This is a genomic window from Pseudomonas fortuita (assembly GCF_026898135.2).
GTDB lineage: Bacteria > Pseudomonadota > Gammaproteobacteria > Pseudomonadales > Pseudomonadaceae > Aquipseudomonas > Aquipseudomonas fortuita.
This window is the reverse complement of record NZ_CP114035.2, coordinates 4,618,018-4,636,773: the sequence shown is the minus strand read 5'-3', so window position 1 is coordinate 4,636,773 and position 18,756 is coordinate 4,618,018. Positions and strand designations below refer to the sequence as shown.

15 protein-coding genes and 4 tRNA genes are annotated in these 18,756 nt (G+C 61.7%); all 19 read left to right on the top strand.

All coding sequences use genetic code 11. The features are described 5' to 3' along the window. Positions 1–71 precede the first annotated feature (71 nt). The gene (locus OZ911_RS21190; protein ID WP_016488497.1) at positions 72–761 is read left to right on the top strand and encodes an ABC transporter permease; all 690 of its coding nucleotides are present in this window, start codon (positions 72–74) and stop codon (positions 759–761) included. Beyond that, positions 758–1,456, top strand: coding sequence for an ABC transporter permease (locus OZ911_RS21185; RefSeq protein ID WP_016488496.1), 699 nt, complete (start codon positions 758–760; stop codon positions 1,454–1,456). Before OZ911_RS21190 ends, OZ911_RS21185 begins: the two co-directional genes overlap by 4 nt. A 22-nt stretch (positions 1,457–1,478) precedes the next feature. Further along, positions 1,479–2,243, top strand: a complete 765-nt coding sequence (locus OZ911_RS21180) for an ABC transporter ATP-binding protein (protein WP_016488495.1) — start codon at positions 1,479–1,481, stop codon at positions 2,241–2,243. Positions 2,244–2,341: 98 nt separating this feature from the next. Then, positions 2,342–3,322 (top strand): transcriptional regulator ArgR, encoded by a 981-nt coding sequence (argR, locus tag OZ911_RS21175; protein WP_016488494.1) that lies wholly within the window; start codon positions 2,342–2,344, stop codon positions 3,320–3,322. 343 nt (positions 3,323–3,665) lie between these two features. After that, positions 3,666–4,886 carry an aspartate aminotransferase family protein gene (locus OZ911_RS21170; RefSeq protein WP_016488493.1) on the top strand — a complete coding sequence of 407 codons (1,221 nt, stop codon included), beginning with the start codon at positions 3,666–3,668 and terminating at the stop codon, positions 4,884–4,886. Positions 4,887–5,021: 135 nt separating this feature from the next. Then, on the top strand, positions 5,022–6,041 hold the full coding sequence (gene aruF / locus OZ911_RS21165) for an arginine/ornithine succinyltransferase subunit alpha (protein WP_016488492.1): 1,020 nt from the start codon (positions 5,022–5,024) through the stop codon (positions 6,039–6,041). Between the two features lie 78 nt (positions 6,042–6,119). Beyond that, on the top strand, positions 6,120–7,148 hold the full coding sequence (gene aruG, locus OZ911_RS21160) for an arginine N-succinyltransferase subunit beta (protein ID WP_016488491.1): 1,029 nt from the start codon (positions 6,120–6,122) through the stop codon (positions 7,146–7,148). Next, on the top strand, positions 7,149–8,612 hold the full coding sequence (astD, locus tag OZ911_RS21155) for a succinylglutamate-semialdehyde dehydrogenase (protein WP_023047696.1): 1,464 nt from the start codon (positions 7,149–7,151) through the stop codon (positions 8,610–8,612). A gap of 23 nt (positions 8,613–8,635) precedes the next feature. Beyond that, complete coding sequence (gene astB / locus OZ911_RS21150) at positions 8,636–9,985, top strand: N-succinylarginine dihydrolase (protein WP_070086777.1); 1,350 nt, start codon at positions 8,636–8,638, stop codon at positions 9,983–9,985. A 14-nt stretch (positions 9,986–9,999) separates the two neighbouring features. Continuing rightward, positions 10,000–10,290: a hypothetical protein gene (locus tag OZ911_RS21145; protein ID WP_016488488.1), complete on the top strand. Its 291-nt coding sequence runs from the start codon at positions 10,000–10,002 to the stop codon at positions 10,288–10,290. 10 nt (positions 10,291–10,300) lie between these two features. Beyond that, entirely contained in the window at positions 10,301–11,308 is a 1,008-nt protein-coding gene (gene astE, locus OZ911_RS21140) for a succinylglutamate desuccinylase (protein WP_016488487.1), read from the top strand. A gap of 398 nt (positions 11,309–11,706) precedes the next feature. Then, positions 11,707–14,331 (top strand): alanine--tRNA ligase, encoded by a 2,625-nt coding sequence (gene alaS / locus OZ911_RS21135; protein ID WP_070086778.1) that lies wholly within the window; start codon positions 11,707–11,709, stop codon positions 14,329–14,331. 147 nt (positions 14,332–14,478) lie between these two features. Then, positions 14,479–15,714, top strand: a complete 1,236-nt coding sequence (locus tag OZ911_RS21130) for an aspartate kinase (RefSeq protein ID WP_016488485.1) — start codon at positions 14,479–14,481, stop codon at positions 15,712–15,714. A 166-nt stretch (positions 15,715–15,880) separates the two neighbouring features. Beyond that, positions 15,881–16,069 carry a carbon storage regulator CsrA gene (gene csrA, locus OZ911_RS21125; protein WP_003254503.1) on the top strand — a complete coding sequence of 63 codons (189 nt, stop codon included), beginning with the start codon at positions 15,881–15,883 and terminating at the stop codon, positions 16,067–16,069. Between the two features lie 72 nt (positions 16,070–16,141). Continuing rightward, positions 16,142–16,232: transfer RNA gene (locus OZ911_RS21120), tRNA-Ser, on the top strand. Between the two features lie 106 nt (positions 16,233–16,338). Next, positions 16,339–16,415: transfer RNA gene (locus OZ911_RS21115), tRNA-Arg, on the top strand. 72 nt (positions 16,416–16,487) lie between these two features. Then, positions 16,488–16,564, top strand: a tRNA-Arg gene (locus OZ911_RS21110). Between the two features lie 72 nt (positions 16,565–16,636). Further along, positions 16,637–16,713: transfer RNA gene (locus OZ911_RS21105), tRNA-Arg, on the top strand. Positions 16,714–17,133: 420 nt separating this feature from the next. Then, complete coding sequence (gene mgtE, locus OZ911_RS21100) at positions 17,134–18,576, top strand: magnesium transporter (RefSeq protein WP_016488484.1); 1,443 nt, start codon at positions 17,134–17,136, stop codon at positions 18,574–18,576. The last annotated feature ends 180 nt before the right edge of the window (positions 18,577–18,756 follow it).

The following is an 18,756-nucleotide window of genomic DNA, read 5'->3' as shown; positions in this document are numbered from 1 at the left end:
GTGCAATGGTGCAAACAGCAGAAGCTCTGAGGTTTGCACCATTTTTCATTCTCTAGGTCGAGGACCTCATCATGTTGAAAGGCTACGGGGCAGTCATCCTCGACGGGGCGTGGCTGACGCTGCAGCTCGCCCTGTCGTCGATGGCCCTGGCCATCGTGCTCGGCCTGATCGGTGTGGCGCTGCGCTTGTCGCCGGTGCGCTGGCTGGCCTGGCTGGGCGATCTGTATTCCACGGTGATCCGTGGTATTCCGGACTTGGTCCTGATCCTGCTGATCTTCTACGGCGGGCAAGACATCATCAACCGGGTGGCGCCGTTGCTCGGCTACGAAGACTACATCGACCTCAACCCGCTGGTTGCGGGTATTGGCACGTTGGGCTTCATCTTTGGCGCGTACCTGTCGGAAACCTTCCGCGGTGCCTTCCTCGGCATTCCCAAAGGCCAGGCCGAAGCGGGCGTGGCGTATGGCATGAGCAACCGCCAGGTGTTCTTCCGCATCCAGGTGCCGCAAATGATTCGCCTGGCGATCCCGGGCTTCACCAACAACTGGCTGGTGCTGACCAAGGCCACCGCGCTGATCTCGGTAGTCGGCCTGCAGGACATGATGTTCAAGGCCAAGCAGGCGGCCGACGCCACCCGCGAGCCTTTCACCTTCTTCCTGGCGGTGGCGGCCCTGTACCTGGTGCTGACCAGTGTCTCGCTGCTGGCCCTGAAGTATCTCGAGCGCCGCTACTCGGTAGGCGTCAAGGTGGCTGAACTATGATCTTCGACTACAACGTCGTCTGGGAGGCATTGCCGATGTACTTCGGCGGCCTGCTGACCACCCTCAAGCTGCTGGCGATTTCGCTGTTCTTCGGCCTGCTGGCGGCCATTCCGCTGGGCCTGATGCGCGTGTCCAAACAGCCTGCGATCAACCTCGTGGCATGGCTCTACACCTACGTGATTCGCGGCACGCCAATGCTGGTGCAGCTGTTTCTGATCTACTACGGCCTGGCGCAGTTCGAGGCGGTACGCGAAAGCTTCCTGTGGCCGCTGTTGTCCAGCGCCACGTTCTGCGCCTGCCTGGCGTTCGGTATCAATACCAGTGCCTATACCGCCGAAATCATCGCCGGCAGCCTCAAGGCCACGCCGCACGGCGAGATCGAGGCGGCCAAGGCCATGGGCATGTCACGCATGAAGATGTACCGGCGCATCCTGCTGCCGTCGGCCCTGCGCCGCGCGCTGCCGCAGTACAGCAACGAAGTGATCATGATGCTGCAGACCACCAGCCTGGCGTCGATCGTCACCCTGATCGACATCACCGGTGCCGCACGCACGGTCAATGCCCAGTACTACCTGCCTTTCGAGGCCTATATCACGGCGGGCGTGTTCTACCTGTGCCTGACCTTCATCCTGGTGCGCCTGTTCAAGATGGCCGAACGCCGCTGGCTCGGCTACCTGGCGCCGCGCAAGCACTGACCGCTTTGTGAGAATCGACAGCATGTACAAACTCGAAGTCCAAGACCTGCACAAGCGCTACGGCAGCCATGAAGTGCTAAAGGGCGTGTCCCTGGCGGCCAAGGCCGGCGACGTCATCAGCATTATCGGCTCCAGCGGTTCGGGCAAGTCGACCTTCCTGCGCTGCATCAACCTGCTGGAGCAGCCGCACGCTGGCAAGATCCTGCTCAACAACGAAGAACTCAAGCTGGTCGCCGCCAAGGACGGTGCGCTGAAGGCCGCCGACCCTCGCCAGCTGCAGCGCATGCGCTCGCGCCTGTCGATGGTGTTCCAGCACTTCAACCTGTGGTCGCACATGACGGCGCTGGAGAACGTGATCGAAGCGCCGGTCCATGTACTGGGTGTGAACAAGAAAGAAGCCCTTGAAAAGGCCGAGCACTACCTGGCCAAGGTGGGGGTGGCCCACCGCAAGGACGCTTTCCCCGGGCATATGTCGGGCGGTGAGCAACAACGTGTGGCAATTGCCCGGGCCTTGGCCATGGAGCCGGAGGTCATGCTGTTCGATGAGCCGACTTCGGCGCTCGACCCGGAGCTGGTGGGGGATGTGCTCAAGGTCATGCAGGCGCTGGCTCAGGAGGGCCGGACCATGGTGGTGGTGACTCACGAAATGGGGTTTGCTCGTGAGGTGTCCAACCAGCTGGTGTTCTTGCACAAAGGCCTGGTGGAAGAGACCGGCTGCCCTCGCGAAGTACTGGCCAACCCGCGGTCGGAGCGCCTGAAGCAGTTCCTCTCGGGCAGCCTGAAGTAAAAGCTGCATTTTTGCACCAGAATAGGGCATGCTGCGCTGCGAGCGCAGCCTGACCCGGCGCACAGACTCGAACGACCTCAGGTTTCGGACCGCACCCTATGACCACCCAGCGAATCGGTTTTCTCATCTGGCCCAGCACCAAGCCCTTGACCCTGGCGCTGGCCGAGGAAGTGTTGCAGGTGGCGCAGCGGGTGCATCCGGATGTGGTTTACGAACTGGCCTTTCTACAGGCGGAGCCAGCGCAAGAAGGCGGTTGGCGCCTGCCCGGCGAGCCGTGGGCCGGCCGCCTGGAGGGGTGCCACAAACTGTTCCTGGTTGCTGATGAGCCGCCTGCGGCGGTAGGGGCGTCCCTGTCGACTGCGCTCAAGCAGCTGGCGCGCAGTGGCTGCATGATCGCCGGCTTGTCTGCAGGGGTTTATCCGCTGGCGATGCTGGGCCTGCTCGACGGTTACCGGGCTGCGGTGCACTGGCGCTGGCAGGACGATTTTGCCGAACGCTTCCCCAAGGTCATCGCCACCAGCCACCTGTTCGACTGGGACCGTGATCGCCTGACGGCCTGTGGCGGCATCGCCGTGGCCGACCTGCTGCTGGCAGTGCTGGCCCGTGACCACGGGGCGGAGCTGGCGGGTGCGGTGTCGGAAGAACTGGTGGTGGAGCGCATCCGTGAGGGTGGCGAGCGTCAGCGCATTCCGCTGCAAAACCGCCTGGGTTCGAGTCATCCCAAACTGACCCAGGCGGTGCTGTTGATGGAAGCCAACATCGAAGAACCGCTGACCACCGACGAGATTGCTCAGCATGTGTGCGTGTCGCGTCGCCAGCTGGAGCGTATCTTCAAACAGTACCTGAACCGCGTGCCTAGCCAGTACTACCTGGAGCTGCGGCTCAACAAGGCGCGGCAGATGCTGATGCAGACCAGTAAGTCGATCATCCAGATCGGCTTGTCCTGTGGCTTCTCCTCGGGGCCGCATTTTTCCAGTGCCTATCGCAACTTCTTTGGCGCCACGCCACGGGAAGACCGCAACCAGCGACGCAGCAGCAGCCCGTTCGAACTGAGCTCGGCGCCTGCCGAAAAGGGCTGAAACGTTGCTGTCAGTGCTGGCCCTTTCGCGGGGTAAGCCCGCTCCCACAGATGCTCGTTGCCATCTGATTCAGTAGTGAATCTGTGGGAGCGGGCTTGTCCCGCGAAAGGGCCGGTGCAGGCAGCGTTCAATCCCAATGTGAACACCCGTTCACCCAGCATCCTCTCTCCCGTACACTGCGCGATTGCGACAGTGTTTGTCGCATTGCCGAAAGCCTTGTCAAAACTGGGTTTTGCGCTGTAACAAGTTGTCGCTTGGCCGCAAGGACAGGCGCGGATCAGTCCTTACAATCCCCCCATCGCTCGCCCACTTCCAGGCCAGCGTTCCTCTTCAGGAGACTCAGATGTCCGTTGAGCAAGCCCCGGTGCAACGTGCCGATTTCGACCAGGTCATGGTCCCCAACTATTCTCCGGCGGCCTTCATTCCTGTGCGAGGCGAGGGTTCCCGTGTGTGGGACCAGTCGGGTCGCGAGCTGATCGATTTTGCCGGTGGCATCGCGGTAAACGCCCTGGGCCACTGCCACCCGGCACTGGTCAAGGCCCTGACCGACCAGGCCAACACGCTCTGGCACGTATCCAACGTGTTCACCAACGAGCCGGCCCTGCGCCTGGCTCACAAGCTGGTGGACGCTACCTTTGCCGACCGGGCGTTCTTCTGCAACTCCGGCGCCGAGGCCAACGAGGCCGCTTTCAAGCTGGCCCGTCGCGTCGCCCATGACCGCTTCGGCCCGGAAAAGCACGAAATCATCGCCACGGTGAACAGCTTCCACGGCCGCACCTTGTTCACCGTCAGTGTTGGTGGGCAGCCGAAGTACTCCGACGGTTTCGGTCCGAAGATCACTGGCATCAGCCACGTGCCGTACAACGACCTGGAAGCGTTGAAGGCAAAGATTTCCGACAAGACCTGCGCCGTGGTGATCGAGCCGATCCAGGGCGAGAGCGGCGTGGTGCCGGCCGACAAGGCCTACCTGGAAGGCGCGCGCAAGCTGTGCGACGAGCACAACGCCCTGCTGATCTTCGACGAAGTGCAGACTGGCGTGGGCCGTACCGGTTCGCTGTATGCCTACCAGCACTACGGCGTGACGCCCGACATCCTGACCAGCGCCAAGAGCCTGGGCGGGGGCTTCCCGATCGGCGCCATGCTGACCACCACCGAACTGGCCAAGCACCTGGCGGTCGGCACACACGGCACCACCTACGGCGGTAACCCGCTGGGCTGCGCCGTCGCCTGCGCGGTGCTGGATGTGGTCAATACCCCTGAAACCTTGGCCGGCATCAAGGCCAAGCACGCACGCTTCAAAACCCGCCTGGAACAGATCGGCCAGAAGTACAACCTGTTCACCCAGGTACGTGGTGTTGGTCTGCTGATCGGCTGCGTACTTGCCGAGGCTTGGCAGGGCAAGGCCAAGGACGTGCTCAACGCTGCCGAGAAAGAAGGCGTAATGGTGCTGCAGGCCGGCCCGGACGTGGTCCGTTTTGCGCCAAGCCTGGTGGTTGAAGACGCCGACATCGATGAAGGCCTGGACCGCTTCGAGCGCGCTGTGGCTGCCTTGACCAAAGGCTGATCCGCCTGCGGTCCCGTCGCCGGCCCAGGCCACTAGCGGGCCTGGCCGGCGATAACCGATTCCACTGCAGGTGCCTGTGTACCTGCCGTTTTTCCGTGCCGCGGTGAGCGGCCCGTATTCCAAAGGAGTGACACCATGCTGGTGATGCGCCCCGCGCAAATGGCTGATCTGAACGAAGTGCAGCGCATGGCTGCAGACAGCCCCATTGGTGTCACCTCGCTGCCGGACGACGCTGCTCGCCTGGGCGACAAGATCGCCGCTTCCGAGACTTCCTTCGCCGCCGAGGTCAGCTTCAACGGCGAGGAAAGCTACTTTTTTGTGCTTGAAGACAGCGAGACCGGCAAGCTGGCCGGCTGCTCGGCCATTGTCGCTTCGGCTGGCTACTCCGAGCCGTTCTACAGTTTTCGTAACGAAACCTTCGTGCATGCCTCGCGCGAACTGAAGATCCACAACAAGATCCACGTGCTGTCGCTGTGTCATGACCTGACCGGCAACAGCCTGCTGACCAGCTTCTATGTATTGCCGGAGCTGGTGAACAGCGGCTGGGCCGAGCTCAATTCGCGCGGTCGCCTGCTGTTCATGGCCGCGCACCCGGAGCGTTTCGCCGACTCGGTAGTGACCGAAATCGTCGGTTACAGCGACGAGAATGGCGAATCGCCGTTCTGGGATGCCATCGGCCGCAATTTCTTCGACCTTAACTACTCCGACGCCGAGCGCCTGTGTGGCCTGAAGAGCCGCACTTTCCTCGCCGAACTGATGCCGCATTACCCTATCTACGTGCCGCTGCTGCCCGATGAGGCGCAGGAAGCCATGGGGCAGGTGCACCCGCGCGCGCAGATCACCTTCGACATCCTCATGCGCGAAGGCTTCGAGACCGAGCATTACATCGACATTTTCGACGGCGGCCCGACTCTGCATGCGCGCACTTCGGGCATTCGCTCGATTGCCCAGAGCCGCTCGGCGCCGGTGAAAATCGAGGACGCGCCGGGCAAGGGGGGGCGCCCGTACCTGGTGTGCAACGGCCAGTTGCAGGACTACCGCGCAGTGCTGCTGGACCTGGACTGGGTGCCCGGCAAGCCGGTGTGCCTGAGCCTGGCTGCGGCCGATGCGCTGGGTGTGGGCGAGGGTGGCAGTGTGCGCCTGGTCGCAGTCTGAGGTCTGGTAACAGACGTTTCGGGATTGATGCGTTAGAAGAGTTTTGCGCCGGCCGCCGCCGCCGCACAAGGAGATAGCATGATCGTTCGTCCTGTACGCAGCAGCGATTTGCCTGCGTTGATCGAATTGGCACGCAGCACCGGCACCACCGGGCTGACCACGCTGCCGGCCAACGAAGAACGCTTGGGGCATCGCGTTGGCTGGGCGGAAAAGAGCTTCCGTGGCGAAGCCGAGCGTGGCGACACCGACTACCTGTTCGTGCTGGAAAACGACGAAGGCCTGGTGGTGGGCATCAGTGCCATCGCGGGTGCCGTCGGCCTGCGCGAGCCGTGGTACAACTACCGGGTCGGCTTGACCGTCAGCGCCTCGCAGGAGCTGAAGATCTATCGCGAAATCCCCACCCTGTTCCTCGCCAACGACCTGACCGGCAACTCTGAACTGTGCTCGCTGTTTCTGCGCAGCGACTACCGCTCCGGGCTCAATGGCCGCCTGCTGTCGCGCGCGCGCATGCTGTTCATTGCCGAGTTCCCGGAGCTGTTCGGCAAAAAGATCATCGCCGAAATGCGTGGCATGTCCGACGAGCATGGCCGTTCGCCTTTCTGGGAAAGCCTTGGCCGGCATTTCTTCAAGATGGAGTTCAGCCAGGCGGACTACCTGACCGGCGTAGGCAACAAGTCGTTCATCGCCGAGCTGATGCCCAAGTTCCCGCTGTACACCTGCTTCCTGTCCGAGGCGGCGCGCGAGGTGATCGGCCGCGTGCACGTCGACACCGAGCCGGCGCTGGCCATGCTCAAGCAGGAAGGTTTCAACTATCAGGGCTATGTCGACATCTTCGACGCAGGCCCCGCCATCGAGTGTGATACCGCCAAGATCCGCGCCGTGCGCGAGAGCCAGACCTTGGTGCTGGCAGTCGGCACGCCGGGCGATGACGCCACCCCTTACATCATCCACAACCGCAAACGCGACGATTGCCGCATCACTGCCGCTCCGGCGCGGCTGGCCGCCGGTACCCTGGTGGTCGACCCGTTGACCGCCAAGCGTCTGCGCATGGGGGCTGGCGACAACGTGCGTGCCGTGCCGCTGTCGGCCAGCCGGGAGGCCCAATAAATGACCACGCATTACATCGCAGGCAATTGGCTGGCGGGGCAGGGCGAAGCCCTGCAGTCGCTGAACCCGGTAACCCAGGCTGTCATCTGGCAAGGGCAGGGCGCTGACGCCAGCCAAGTGGAGGCCGCTGTGCAGGCAGCGCGCCGGACCTTCCCAGCGTGGGCACAACTGAGCCTGGAAGCGCGCATCGATGTGCTGGAGAAGTTCGCCGAACAGCTGAAAAAGCATGCCGAAGCGTTGGCACAGTGCATCGGTGAGGAAACCGGAAAGCCCCTGTGGGAGTCGGCGACCGAAGTCACCAGCATGATCAACAAGGTGGCGATCTCGGTACAAAGCTACCGCGAGCGCACCGGGGAAAAGAGCGGCCCGCTGGCCGACGCCACGGCCGTGCTGCGGCACAAGCCCCATGGCGTGGTGGCGGTGTTCGGCCCCTACAACTTCCCCGGTCACTTGCCCAACGGCCATATTGTGCCGGCGCTGCTGGCGGGTAACTGCGTGGTGTTCAAGCCCAGCGAGCTGACGCCCAAGGTCGCCGAGCTGACCGTCAACTGCTGGATCGCCGCCGGCCTGCCGGCGGGCGTGCTGAACCTGGTGCAAGGCGCGCGTGAAACCGGTGTGGCACTGGCCGCCAACCCGGGGATCGATGGCCTGTTCTTCACAGGTTCCAGCCGCACCGGCAACTTGCTGCACCAGCAGTTCGCCGGTCGCCCGGACAAGATTCTGGCCCTGGAAATGGGGGGCAACAACCCGCTGGTGGTAGACGAGGTCAAGGACCTCGACGCTGCGGTGTACACCATTATCCAGTCGGCGTTCATTTCTGCCGGGCAGCGTTGCACCTGCGCGCGGCGCCTGCTGGTGCCGCAAGGCGCCTGGGGTGATGCGCTGATCGCACGCCTGGTCGAGGTGTGCAAAACCATCACGGTGGGTGCATTTGACGATCAGCCAGCGCCGTTCATGGGCTCGGTCATTTCGCTGCAGGCGGCGCGAGCGCTGATTGCGGCCCAGGCCGAACTGGCCGCCAAGGGTGGCGTGAAGCTGCTGGAAATGACCCAGCCGCAGGCCGATGCCGCGCTGCTGACCCCGGGCATTGTCGATGTCACAGGCGTGGCCGAGCGCCCGGACGAGGAGTTCTTTGGCCCGCTGTTGCAGGTGATCCGTTACGCCGACTTCGATGCCGCCATCGATGAAGCCAACAACACCCAGTTCGGTCTGGCCGCCGGCTTGCTGTCCGACTCGCGTGCCCGCTACCAGTACTTCTGGCTGCGAAGCCGCGCCGGCATCGTCAACTGGAACAAGCAACTGACCGGCGCCGCCAGCAGCGCGCCGTTCGGTGGCGTGGGTGCCAGTGGCAACCACCGCGCCAGTGCCTACTACGCGGCTGACTACTGTGCTTACCCCGTGGCTTCGCTGGAGACCGCCAGCCTTGCCTTGCCGGCGACACTCACGCCGGGCGTCACCCTATAACAACAGGTCACGGAGCCTAGCCGATGAAATCCTATGAAGTGAATTTTGATGGCCTGGTGGGGCCTACCCACAACTATGGCGGCCTGTCTTACGGCAACGTGGCTTCGCAGAGCAACAGCCAGCAGGGTTCCAGCCCGCGCGAAGCCGCGCGTCAAGGTCTGGCAAAAATGAAAGCGCTGGCCGACATGGGCTTCAAGCAGGGCGTGCTGGCGCCGCAAGAGCGCCCGGATGTGGCCGCGCTGCGCCGCCTGGGGTTTAGCGGCAGCGATGCCGAGGTCATCCAGCGTGCTGCGAAAGACGCCATGCCGTTGCTGGTGGCCAGCTGCTCGGCCTCGAGCATGTGGGTGGCCAATGCGGCCACGGTCAGCCCCAGTGCCGACACGGTGGATGGCCGCGTGCACTTCACCGCCGCCAACCTGAACTGCAAGTACCACCGCAGCATCGAGCACCCGACCACCAGCCGTGTGCTGGGCGCCATGTTCAACAACGAGAAACACTTTGCCCACCACGCAGCATTGCCGGCCGTGGCACAGTTCGGTGACGAGGGCGCGGCCAACCACACGCGCTTCTGCCGTGCTTATGGTGACCCCGGCGTGGAGTTTTTCGTTTATGGCCGCAGTGCCTTCGACAGCCGTTACCCGGCGCCGCAGAAGTACCCGGCCCGGCAAACCCTGGAGGCTTCGCAGGCCGTGGCCCGGTTGCATGGGTTGAGCGATGGCGGTGTGGTCTACGCTCAACAGAACCCCGCCGTGATCGATCAGGGCGTGTTCCATAACGACGTGATTTCGGTGGGCAACGGCGAAGTGCTGTTCTATCACGAGGACGCGTTCCTCGAGACCGACGCGGTGCTTGGTCAGCTGCGCGCTAAACTGGCCAACAAGGGCGGCCACTTCCAGGCCATCTGTGTGCCACGTGCGGCGGTGGCGGTAGAGGATGCCGTGCGCTCTTACCTGTTCAACAGCCAGTTGCTCAGCCGCGATGACGGCTCCATGCTGCTGGTGGTGCCGGAGGAGTGCCGCAACAACGAGCGGGTCTGGGCCTACCTGGGCCAGCTGACCAGCCAAGGTGGCCCGGTCAGGGAGGTCAAGGTATTCGACCTCAAGCAAAGCATGCAGAACGGCGGTGGCCCGGCTTGCCTGCGTCTGCGCGTGGCGTTGAAGGAATCGGAACTGGCGGCGGTGAACCAAGGCGTTATCATGACCGCCCCGCTGTACGACACCCTGGTGCAGTGGGTCGACAAGCATTACCGCGATCGCCTGGGCGAAGCGGACCTGGCCGACCCGCAGTTGCTGGTGGAATGCCGTACGGCACTGGACGAATTGACCCAGATCCTGAAGTTGGGCTCGGTATACCCGTTCCAACGCCAACCTTGAAGAGAGACTTTGCAATGACCGATGCCCTGCGCCTGATCCTTGAAGATGAAGACGGCACCCAGCTGGAAACCTCCTGCACCCGTTTTGCCGTGGTCTGGCAAGGCAAGGAAGTGTGGATTCAGCAGGACGGCCGTGGCCAGCTGCTGATCGGTGTAGATGTCGATGAAGATGACACCGAGTACGCCAACCTGCTGCTGCGCCCGATGGCCACCAACCTGGTCAGCCTGCAGCTGGAAATGGAGCCGGCCGAGGTTGGCGAAGACGACGATCACGTCCATGGCCCTGACTGCGGCCACCACCACTAAGGAAGCCCCTATGCTCGCCCTTGGCAAATTGCTTGAGCTGACACTCACCGATCACGAACCGGCCGAGAAGACCCAAGTGACACCCAAGGGCGCGCGTTTGCGCTGGCTGGGGGAGGGCGCGCTCGAAGTGCGCCCCGCCGAAAGCGATGATTGCGGGCTGGACTTGTTATTGTCTGCGGGCATTCATGGCAACGAAACGGCGCCGATCGAATTGCTCGAACGGCTGTTGCACGGTGTGGCCAACGGCAAGATCAAACCCAAGGCACGGCTGCTGTTCCTGTTTGGCAACCCGGCGGCGATCCGCAAGGGCGAACGGTTCATCGAGCAGGACATCAATCGGCTGTTCAACGGCCGCCATGAGCTTTCCAGTGGCTTCGAGGCATTACGTGCCGCCGAGCTGGAACAGTTCGCCCGGGTGTTCTTCAGCAAGCCGGAGCGCAGCCGCCTGCACTACGACCTGCATACCGCCATCCGCGGTTCGAAGATCGAGCAATTTGCCTTGTACCCCTATAAAGAAGGGCGCAAGCACTCCCGTCGTGAACTGGCGCGCCTGGCAGCGGCAGGCATGGAAGCGGTGCTGCTGCAGAGCAAATCCTCCATCACCTTCAGTGCCTTTACCTACGAACAGCTGGATGCCGAAGCTTTCACTCTGGAACTGGGCAAGGCCCGCCCGTTTGGCCAGAACGAGCAGGTCAACCTCGACCGGCTCGAAGAGCGCCTGATCCAGATCATCGAAGGCACCGAGCCAGAGGGTGAAGGCTCGCTGGATGGCCTGCAACTGTTCAGCGTTTCGCGTGAGATCATCAAGCACAGCGACAGCTTCCACCTGCACCTGCCGGCGGACATCGAAAACTTCTCAGAGCTGAGCAAGGGTTACCTGCTGGCCGAAGACCTGGCCGAAATGCGCTGGGTGGTCGAGGAGGAGGGGGCGCGCATCATTTTTCCCAATCCCAAGGTCAGGAACGGCTTGCGGGCCGGCATCCTGATCGTGCCGGATTCGGGGCAGCGGCTGGGCTGATTACCTGTCTTCCTGCCCCGGCCCTATCGCCGGCAAGCCAGCTCCCACAGGGACTGCATGACAGCCAGACCTGGGGTTATCCTGTGGGAGCTGGCTGGCCGGCGATAGGGCCCTGACAGGATGAATTGGATCCTTCATTCCCCGTGAAACTCTTTTAATTCACCGCCTGTTCCATTTTCCCTTCCCATCGGCGGTAATTGGCTTGCCAGTGGCGAAAGACAGGATTTAGCATCCGGTCATGTCATTTTCGTTTGCATAGCCCGAAAAACCGTCCAAACGATGGTTTCTATCGTATAAACACACTGCATCGAGATTGCAGGACCGATATAATGCGGCCCTTTGCCGTCGTTTCGTCGACGCGTTTGCCCGACAGGGCCGCCGTTTCCGTGGAAGAACCTATGAAAAGCGCAGAAATCCGTGAAGCCTTCCTTCGCTTCTTCGAAGAGCAGGGACACACCCGAGTCGCCTCCAGTTCGCTGATCCCGAACAACGACCCAACCCTGCTGTTCACCAATGCCGGCATGAACCAGTTCAAAGACTGTTTCCTCGGCGCGGAGAAGCGTGCCTACACCCGGGCTGTCAGCAGCCAGAAGTGCGTGCGCGCCGGTGGTAAGCACAACGACCTGGAAAACGTCGGTTACACCGCGCGTCACCATACGTTCTTCGAAATGCTGGGCAACTTCAGCTTCGGCGACTATTTCAAGCGTGATGCCATCACCTACGCCTGGAACTTCCTGACCTCGGACAAGTGGCTTAACCTGCCCAAGGAAAAGCTCTGGGTCACCGTCTACGCCACTGACGACGAAGCCTACGACATCTGGACCAAGGAAATCGGCGTGCCGGCCGAGCGCATGGTGCGCATCGGCGACAACAAGGGCGCCCCTTACGCCTCCGACAACTTCTGGACCATGGGTGACACTGGCCCGTGCGGCCCGTGCACCGAAATCTTCTACGACCACGGCGCTGACATCTGGGGCGGCCCGCCCGGCTCGCCAGAAGAAGACGGCGACCGCTACATCGAGATCTGGAACAACGTCTTCATGCAGTTCAACCGCACCGCCGACGGCGTGCTGCACCCGCTGCCAGCGCCGTCGGTGGACACCGGCATGGGCCTGGAGCGCGTCAGCGCCGTGCTGCAGCACGTGCACTCGAACTACGAGATCGACCTGTTCCAGAACCTGCTGGCGGCTGCGGCCAAGGCTATCGGTTGCAGCAATGACGGCCAGGCGTCGCTGAAGGTGGTCGCCGACCATATTCGCTCGTGCGGCTTCCTGATCGCCGACGGTGTGCTGCCGTCCAACGAAGGCCGTGGTTATGTGCTGCGGCGCATCATTCGTCGCGCCTGCCGCCACGGCAACAAGCTGGGCGCCAAAGGCAGCTTCTTCTACCAGATCGTTGCCGCACTGGCCGCCGAAATGGGCGAGGCCTTCCCTGAGCTGAAGAGCCAGCAAGCGCACATCGAGCGTGTGCTGAAGGCTGAAGAAGAGCAGTTCGCCAAGACCCTGGAGCAAGGCCTGCGCATCCTCGAGCAGGACCTGGCCCAGCTGAAAGGCGACGTGGTACCGGGCGATGTGGTGTTCAAGCTGTATGACACCTACGGGTTCCCGATGGACCTGACGGCCGACATTGCCCGTGAGCGCGAGCTGACCATCGACGAAGCCGGCTTCGAGCGCGAGATGGACGCCCAGCGTGAGCGTGCGCGTTCCGCCAGCGCCTTCGGTATGGACTACAACAGCGTGGTCAAGGTCGACAGCGCCACCGAGTTCCTCGGTTACGACGCCACCGAAGGCCAAGGCAAGATCATCGCCCTGTACAAAGACGGCCAGGCCGTCGACCAATTAGGTGAAGGCGAGCAGGGCGTGGTCGTGCTCGACCGCACGCCGTTCTATGCCGAATCCGGTGGTCAGGTGGGTGACACCGGCTTCCTGCAGGCCGGCGCTGCGCGCTTCGATGTGCGCGACACCACCAAAACCGGCGGTGCCTTCCTGCACCACGGCGTGGTCGCCAGCGGTGCGTTGGTGATCGGTTCGCCGGTCGTGGCCAAGGTCGATGCCGAGGTGCAGCACGCCACTTCGCTCAACCACTCTGCTACCCACCTGCTGCACGAAGCGCTGCGCCAGGTGCTGGGCGAACATGTACAGCAGAAGGGCTCTCTGGTGGATAGCCAGCGCCTGCGTTTCGACTTCAGCCACTTCGAGGCGCTGAAGCCAGAGCAGATCAAGGCCCTGGAAGACATCGTCAACCGCGAAGTGCGCAAGAACACTCCGGTGCAAACCGAACTGACCGACATCGAAACCGCCAAGGCCAAAGGTGCCATGGCGCTGTTCGGCGAGAAGTACGGCGACACCGTGCGTGTGCTGAGCATGGGCGGTGATTTCTCGGTAGAGCTGTGCGGCGGTATCCACGCCAAGCGCACCGGTGACATCAGCCTGTTCAAGATCATCAGCGAAGGCGGCGTAGCCTCTGGTGTGCGCCGTATCGAAGCCGTGACCGGCGCTGCTGCGCTGGCCTACCTGAATGCTGCCGAAGAGCAGGTCAAGGAAGCCGCGCAACTGGTCAAGGGCAACCGCGACAACCTGATCGACAAGCTGTCGGCTGTGCTCGAGCGCAACCGTCAGCTGGAGAAGCAGCTGGAACAGTTGCAGGCCAAGGCTGCCAGCGCCGCCGGGGACGATCTCTCCAACGCGGCTGTTGAGGTCAAGGGTGCCAGGGTTCTCGCCGCCCGCCTGGATGGGCAGGACGGCAAGGCCTTGCTGGCCCTGGTCGATCAGTTGAAAAACAAGCTCGGCCACGCAGTGATCCTGCTGGGCAGCGAGCATGAGGGCAAGGTTGTGCTGGTGGCCGGCGTGACCAAGGACCTCTCCAGCCAACTCAAGGCTGGCGATCTGATGAAACAAGCCGCTGCGGCGGTGGGTGGCAAGGGCGGTGGTCGTCCGGACATGGCCCAGGGTGGTGGCGTCGACGTCGCTGCACTGGACCAGGCCCTGGCGCTGGCCGTGCCATTCGCAGAGCAGGGACTTTGAGATGAAGGGGTGGGTGGTCTGGTGGCCTGTACGGCTAATTCGTGCGCTCAGTCTCGGGTGCAAGGCTTAGCCACACAGGCCACTCCCGTCCACTCCTTCATGTTGGATTGTTTTTTGAGGCCCTGTATGGGCTGAGGCACCATTGAAATGGCGTTGATCGTACAGAAATTTGGCGGCACCTCTGTCGGTTCCATCGAGCGGATCGAGCAGGTTGCCGAAAAGGTCAAGAAACACCGTGAGGCAGGCGACGACCTGGTGGTTGTGCTGTCGGCCATGAGCGGTGAAACCAATCGCCTGATCGACCTGGCCAAGCAGATCACCGATCATCCGGTTCCGCGTGAACTGGACGTGATCGTGTCGACCGGTGAGCAGGTCACCATTGCCCTGCTGACCATGGCCTTGATCAAGCGTGGTGTGCCAGCCGTGTCCTACACCGGCAACCAGGTGCGCATCCTCACCGACAGCTCGCATAACAAGGCGCGCATCCTGCAGATCGACGACCAGAAGATTCGTGCCGACCTCAAGGAAGGCCGCGTGGTCGTGGTAGCAGGCTTCCAGGGCGTCGACGAGCACGGCAGCATCACCACCCTGGGCCGTGGCGGCTCCGACACCACGGGTGTGGCCCTGGCGGCAGCGCTGAAAGCTGACGAGTGCCAGATCTACACCGACGTCGATGGCGTCTACACCACTGACCCGCGCGTCGTGCCACAGGCCCGACGCCTGGAGAAGATCACCTTCGAAGAGATGCTGGAAATGGCCAGCCTCGGTTCCAAGGTGCTGCAGATCCGTTCGGTGGAGTTCGCCGGCAAGTACAACGTTCCGCTGCGCGTGCTGCACAGCTTCAAGGAGGGTCCGGGTACCCTCATTACCATTGATGAAGAGGAATCCATGGAACAGCCGATCATTTCCGGTATCGCCTTCAACCGTGATGAAGCCAAGCTGACCATTCGCGGCGTGCCGGACACCCCGGGCGTGGCCTTCAAGATCCTCGGCCCGATCAGCGCTTCGAACATCGAAGTCGACATGATCGTGCAAAACGTTGCCCACGATAACACCACCGACTTCACCTTCACCGTACACCGCAACGAGTACGAGAAGGCGCAAAGCGTGCTGGAAAACACTGCCCGCGAAATCGGTGCCCGTGAAGTGATCGGCGATACCAAGATCGCCAAGGTCTCGATCGTTGGCGTCGGCATGCGTTCGCACGCCGGTGTTGCCAGCCGCATGTTCGAAGCCCTGGCCAAGGAGAGCATCAACATCCAGATGATCTCCACCTCCGAGATCAAGGTTTCGGTCGTGATCGAAGAGAAGTACCTGGAGCTGGCCGTGCGTGCGCTGCACACCGCGTTCGAGCTCGACGCACCTGTCCGACAGGGCGAGTAAGGCGCTGCCAGGAAGGGCGCGGCTTGCCGCGCCCTTCGCGTTTCTGCTCGCCACGCATGGCCTGTCCTGCCCTGTGTGGCGAGTAACCGGGGCCTGGTCGTCGTCCACGACCAGGCCCTGATACCAAAGACTGTTACCCCTGAATGTTTTGCGTAAGGAGAAAGCTATGTTGATTCTGACTCGTCGGTGCGCCGAGAGCCTGATCATTGGAGACGGCGAGATCACCGTGACGGTGCTTGGCGTCAAAGGCAACCAGGTGCGTATTGGCGTCAGCGCCCCTAAAGAAGTGGCCGTTCACCGCGAGGAAATCTACCTGCGGATCAAGAAAGAGAAGGATGAAGAGCCAAGCCTTTAATTTTTTTGAAGTTTTTTTCAAAAAAAGGGTTGCAAAGGTGAAAGAGGTTCTTTAATATTCGCCTCGTGTTGCGGTGAGGTGGCCGAGTGGCCGAAGGCGCTCCCCTGCTAAGGGAGTATACCTCATAAGGGTATCGGGGGTTCGAATCCCCCCTTCACCGCCATTATTCGCTTAGGGCGCTGTAAACGGTAAGAACGCTAAGTAGTTGATTTTAAACGAAAAAGTTCTTGCAAAAATGTTTCAGCGACCTATAATGCGCGGCAAGACACGGACTCATAGCTCAGCTGGATAGAGTACTCGGCTACGAACCGAGCGGTCACAGGTTCGAATCCTGTTGAGTCCGCCACTTTTTGAAGTGGCTTTGTTTGCAAGGCTGCTTCAAGAAACCAGTGGTAATCTGGTCTAAAACTACCAATGCGGACTCATAGCTCAGCTGGATAGAGTACTCGGCTACGAACCGAGCGGTCGCAGGTTCGAATCCTGCTGAGTCCGCCACTTTTTGAAGTGGCTCTGCTTGCAAAGCTGCTTCAGTCAACCAGTGGTAATCTGGTCTAAAACTACCACCACGGACTCATAGCTCAGCTGGATAGAGTACTCGGCTACGAACCGAGCGGTCGCAGGTTCGAATCCTGCTGAGTCCGCCATACCCCATCAAGAAGCCCGCTCAATTGAGCGGGCTTTTTGTTTTTTGCGCCACTGAATTGTTGGCGATGTCGATCTAAGCTCTTCTGTCATGAGCAGGGTGTAGCGTGTGGCTGTAAGGCAGCCCCAAATTGATCAGGCGCAGCGTACCTGAACTTCAATGTGCTTCCCCATCCACAACAATCGTCGCACTCATAGCTTCGAGCGTTGTCCCACCTTTATCACGCAAACGATTGTTCTGACCAAAATTTTAAGCGATCTGACAGCTTGAGCAGTGTATGATTGCGCCCGTCAGCCCCGCCGGGGCTTGTGGAAAACCACCATGGACTTACCCAGTAGTTACTCGCTAACAAGATTCATACAGAAAGATCTGACCGATTGATTCTCCCGGCGTGCTCCGCTGCTGGGAGTGGAGTTCGCCTATGACTGAAGTAGAAGTAAAAAAAGCGCAAGAAAGCCTGCAGGATCGCCTGGCCCAGGTGGTCGAACTGCTGCAACGCCAGCGTGTGGTCGAAGACCTGACGCACCGCCAGGAAGGCGCGCACAATGACCTGGTAGAAAACCTGGTCCACCGCCAGAACCTCGTCGAGCTGCAGCGCAAGCTTGATGACCTGCACCCCGCCGACATCGCCTATATCCTCGAAGCCTTGCCCCTGGAAGACCGCCTGACGGTCTGGCAGCTGGTGCGCTCGGATCGCGATGGCGACATCCTGCTGGAAGTTTCCGACTCGGTTCGTCAATCGTTGATCGCCGACATGGACGATCACGAGCTGCTGGCCGCCGCCAAGGAAATGGACGCCGACGAGCTGGCCGACCTGGCCCCTGAGCTGCCGCGTGACGTTGTTCACGAGCTGATGGAAACCCTCGATGCCCAGCAACGCGAGCGTGTGCGCTCGGCGCTGAGCTACGACGAGGAGCAGGTCGGTGCGCTGATGGACTTCGAGATGGTCACCATCCGCGAAGACGTCAGCCTGGAGGTGGTACTGCGCTACCTGCGCCGCCTGAAAGAACTGCCCAACCACACCGACAAACTGTTCGTGGTCGATTATGACGGCATCCTGAAAGGGGTATTGCCGATCAAGCGCCTGCTGGTCAACGACCCAGAGAAGAAGGTAGCGGAGGTCATGGCGACCGACCCGGTGTCCTTCCAGCCTGAGGAAGATGCCTATGATGCGGCGCAGGCTTTCGAGCGTTATGACCTGGTATCGGCACCTGTAGTGGACAAGAGCGGTCGTCTGATTGGCCGTTTGACCATTGACGAGATGGTCGACCTGATCCGTGAGGAGAGCGAGAGCGAAGTCCTCAACATGGCGGGTCTGCGTGAAGAGGAAGATATCTTTGCCTCGGTCTGGCGCTCGTTCCGCAACCGTTGGGCATGGCTGGCGATCAACCTGATCACCGCCTTTGTTGCCTCGCGCGTGATCGGGCTGTTCGAAGGCTCGATCGAAAAGCTGGTGGCGTTGGCGGCGTTGATGCCGATCGTTGCGGGTATTGGTGGCAACTCGGGTAACCAGACCATCACCATGATCGTCCGCGCCATGGCGCTGGACCAGGTGTCGCCGGGCAACACCAGTCGCCTGATGCGCAAGGAGCTGGCGGTGTCGCTGATCAACGGCCTGGTTTGGGGAGGCGTGATTGGTGCGGTGGCTTTCTGGTTGTATGGCAGCTGGTCACTGGGTGTGGTGATGACCGCAGCGATGACCTTGAACCTGTTACTGGCGGCGCTGATGGGTGTGCTCATCCCGATGACGTTGGCCCGCCTGGGGCGCGACCCGGCGATGGGGGCGAGTGTGATGATCACTGCCGTGACGGACAGTGGCGGCTTCTTCATCTTCCTTGGCCTGGCTACGCTGTTCCTGCTGTAAACCCCTTTTCTTGCAGTTGCGCGGCCCTGTGGGAGCGGCCTTGTGTCGCGAAAGGGCTGCGAAGCAGCCCCAGAAATCTGTGCATTGCTGCTGATGCCCCGGGGCTGCTTTGCAGCCCTTTCGCGACACAAGGCCGCTCCCACAGGGGCTGCAGCGCGGCTAGTCAGGCGCCCACAAAAA

What these genes read in the sequence shown, in the direction of transcription:
- OZ911_RS21190 (WP_016488497.1), top strand. Translation starts at nt 72, where the DNA reads ATGTTGAAAGGCTACGGGGCAGTCATCCTCGACGGGGCGTGGCTGACG.
- OZ911_RS21185 (WP_016488496.1), top strand. Translation starts at nt 758, where the DNA reads ATGATCTTCGACTACAACGTCGTCTGGGAGGCATTGCCGATGTACTTC.
- OZ911_RS21180 (WP_016488495.1), top strand. Translation starts at nt 1,479, where the DNA reads ATGTACAAACTCGAAGTCCAAGACCTGCACAAGCGCTACGGCAGCCAT.
- argR (WP_016488494.1), top strand. Translation starts at nt 2,342, where the DNA reads ATGACCACCCAGCGAATCGGTTTTCTCATCTGGCCCAGCACCAAGCCC.
- OZ911_RS21170 (WP_016488493.1), top strand. Translation starts at nt 3,666, where the DNA reads ATGTCCGTTGAGCAAGCCCCGGTGCAACGTGCCGATTTCGACCAGGTC.
- aruF (WP_016488492.1), top strand. Translation starts at nt 5,022, where the DNA reads ATGCTGGTGATGCGCCCCGCGCAAATGGCTGATCTGAACGAAGTGCAG.
- aruG (WP_016488491.1), top strand. Translation starts at nt 6,120, where the DNA reads ATGATCGTTCGTCCTGTACGCAGCAGCGATTTGCCTGCGTTGATCGAA.
- astD (WP_023047696.1), top strand. Translation starts at nt 7,149, where the DNA reads ATGACCACGCATTACATCGCAGGCAATTGGCTGGCGGGGCAGGGCGAA.
- astB (WP_070086777.1), top strand. Translation starts at nt 8,636, where the DNA reads ATGAAATCCTATGAAGTGAATTTTGATGGCCTGGTGGGGCCTACCCAC.
- OZ911_RS21145 (WP_016488488.1), top strand. Translation starts at nt 10,000, where the DNA reads ATGACCGATGCCCTGCGCCTGATCCTTGAAGATGAAGACGGCACCCAG.
- astE (WP_016488487.1), top strand. Translation starts at nt 10,301, where the DNA reads ATGCTCGCCCTTGGCAAATTGCTTGAGCTGACACTCACCGATCACGAA.
- alaS (WP_070086778.1), top strand. Translation starts at nt 11,707, where the DNA reads ATGAAAAGCGCAGAAATCCGTGAAGCCTTCCTTCGCTTCTTCGAAGAG.
- OZ911_RS21130 (WP_016488485.1), top strand. Translation starts at nt 14,479, where the DNA reads ATGGCGTTGATCGTACAGAAATTTGGCGGCACCTCTGTCGGTTCCATC.
- csrA (WP_003254503.1), top strand. Translation starts at nt 15,881, where the DNA reads ATGTTGATTCTGACTCGTCGGTGCGCCGAGAGCCTGATCATTGGAGAC.
- mgtE (WP_016488484.1), top strand. Translation starts at nt 17,134, where the DNA reads ATGACTGAAGTAGAAGTAAAAAAAGCGCAAGAAAGCCTGCAGGATCGC.